Here is a 1,522-nt window from a genome sequence, read left to right as displayed (position 1 = left end):
GTTGTCGGTGGTGTAGTCGTGCACCTGGACCTTGCCGGCAATAATGTCGGCCTTGGCCTTTTCGACGGCCGCCTTCATCTCGTCCGTCACCAGCGCCTTGTTGTTGTCGTCCATGGCGTAGTCGACACCGCCTTCCTTGAGGCCGAGATTTTCGACGCCGCCCTTGAAGGTGCCGTTCTTGCCGTCCATGAAAGCATTGTAGACGGCAACATCGACGCGCTTCATCATCGAGGTCAGCACCTTGCCGGGCTGCAGGCCGTTCTGGTTGGAATCGACGCCGATGCCGAGCTTGCCGGCATCCGCGGCCGCCTGCAGCACGCCGACGCCGGTGCCGCCGGCCGCGGCATAGACGACGTCCGCGCCTTGATCGATCTGCGTCTTGGCGATCTCGCCGCCCTTGGCGGGGTCGTTCCAGGCGGCCGGGGTATCGCCGGTCATGTTCTGGATGACCTCGGTGGCCCCGGCAGACTTGGCGCCGCCGACATAGCCGCATTCGAACTTGCGGATCAGCGGGATGTCCATGCCGCCGACGAAGCCGACCTTCTTCGACTTCGACGCCATCGCAGCCAGGATGCCGACGAGGTAGGAGCCTTCGTTCTCCTTGAACACCAGCGAGCGGACATTGGGCAGGTCGACGGCATCGTCGATGATGGCGAAGTTGAGGTCGGTATATTCGGCCGCGACCTTCTTCAGCGCATCTTCCCAGGCAAAGCCGGCCATCACGATCGGGTTGCGGCCGTCCTCGGCGAAGCGGCGCAGCGCCTGCTCGCGCTGCGAAGCGTTGGAGACTTCGAACTCGACATAAGCGACGCCGGTTTCCTTCTTGAATTTCTCGGCGCCGTTGTATGCAGCCTCGTTGAAGGATTTGTCGAACTTGCCGCCGAGATCGTAGAGGATGGCCGGCTGGACATCCGCGGCGAAGGCCGGGAGAACCATTGCGGTTGCGGCCAGGAGGCCGAGAACGATACGTTTCATGTGATCCACACCCTGTCGGTTATTTTCCGTTTGCACCGCAAACCCTGCCCGGTCCTCCGGCAGGCATGCGACGTCAGGCAGGAAGTGTATGCCCCTCCCGCTCGCGGCCAATCTGGCACGGCCCGAAACAAAATTCACGTGGAATTTTGACCTGTTGGAAAAAGCGTGAAGGCCGACCGTTTCGGGCGGAGTCCGCGTCAGGTGGTCGGGGCGAATTCGTGGCGCCGCCGGCGGTAGCCGAGGGCGTAGAGCAGGAACGCCAATACCGCGAACACGGCGAATCCCGGCTGGCCGAGCACCCAGGCGATGATCCCGTCCCAGACCAGCGGACTGGCCTTGGCGCGCACATAGGTCTCGAACGCGGCGCGCGTGTCGGGCGATACCGCCAGCCAGCTTGCGTTGAGCGGCGTCATGACGAGCGCCGACGCCGCGACGGAGCGCGTGGTGTCGATCACCGCCATGATGACAGAAATCGACAACGCAACCATGGCCGCCAGCCGAAAGATGAAACGCAGCATCCAACGCACTCCCCGGGAACACTCCCGTC

At 63.4% G+C, this 1,522-nt stretch carries 2 protein-coding genes; both read right to left on the bottom strand.

What is annotated here, in order from left to right:
- On the bottom strand, positions 1-975 hold a 975-nt coding region (locus EOA32_RS37055), incomplete at its 3' end, for a BMP family ABC transporter substrate-binding protein (protein WP_145971510.1).
- Between the two features lie 197 nt (positions 976-1,172).
- On the bottom strand, positions 1,173-1,493 hold the full coding sequence (locus EOA32_RS37050; RefSeq protein WP_128374299.1) for a hypothetical protein: 321 nt from the start codon (positions 1,491-1,493) through the stop codon (positions 1,173-1,175).
- Between the last annotated feature and the right edge of the window lie 29 nt (positions 1,494-1,522).

This window comes from Mesorhizobium sp. M1A.F.Ca.ET.072.01.1.1, assembly GCF_004023325.1.
In the GTDB taxonomy this organism is placed as follows: domain Bacteria; phylum Pseudomonadota; class Alphaproteobacteria; order Rhizobiales; family Rhizobiaceae; genus Mesorhizobium.
The sequence above is the reverse complement of the archived record's forward strand: the minus strand, read 5'-3'. Positions and strand labels throughout refer to the sequence as shown.

Excerpts from the sequence above, each read along its gene's own strand:
- EOA32_RS37050 (WP_128374299.1), bottom strand. The coding sequence starts at position 1,493 with ATGCTGCGTTTCATCTTTCGGCTGGCGGCCATGGTTGCGTTGTCGATT.